This is a genomic window from Vibrio sp. 1069 (assembly GCF_033340555.1).
In genome coordinates this window covers 1-697 of sequence record NZ_JAWOWP010000387.1, presented here as the reverse complement: position 1 = coordinate 697, position 697 = coordinate 1, and the positions used below count along the sequence as shown (strand labels likewise).

Genomic DNA, 697 nt, shown 5'->3' with positions numbered 1-697 from the left:
ATAGCAACAAGTGAAGATGGCACTGCTGTTGTAATTTTCGGCAAGAAGTAGATGATCGCCATGGTCAGCGCAACCAAACCTAGCATTAACATCATTTGATCTTGTGGAAGCCAAGTCAGCACGCCATTCATGTCTGGAGCCTTGAATTGTCCTAATTGCGCGAGGAAGATAACAATCGCTAGGCCGTTAACAAAACCAATCATTACAGGGTGTGGAACGATTCGAATGAATTTGCCCAATTTAAATAAACCGGCAGCAATTTGCAAAATACCGGCCAACATAATGGCAGCAAATAAGTACTGAACACCGTGGCTTGCAACAAGAGAGACCATTACTACAGCCATTGCGCCTGTAGCACCAGAGATCATGCCTGGGCGACCACCAAAGATTGAGGTGATAAGGCCAACGATGAATGCTGCGTACAGACCAACCATTGGGTCTACACCAGCAACGAATGCAAATGCTACGGCTTCAGGGACAAGTGCCAGGGCAACCGTCAAACCTGATAGCACGTCATTTTTAATAGAGTGCTTAGAAAATTGCGGGAATTCGAACATGTTTGTCTTTAAGTTCTCGTTGAGATGAGTTTATCCCGACACATATTCGCATTTGCATTAACCACTAAGTGATGAAAATACATTCAAGGCACTTAGTGTAAACCGTAGTAATAAAAGAGCAGCAGTAGAATGGTGTCGAA

Annotated in this window: 1 protein-coding gene; it reads right to left on the bottom strand. The window is 44.0% G+C overall.

The annotated features are described in order from the left end of the window. Positions 1 to 557: SulP family inorganic anion transporter (locus tag R7040_RS26695; protein WP_318097617.1), on the bottom strand; the 557-nt coding region annotated here is incomplete at its 3' end. Positions 558 to 697: the final 140 nt, after the last annotated feature.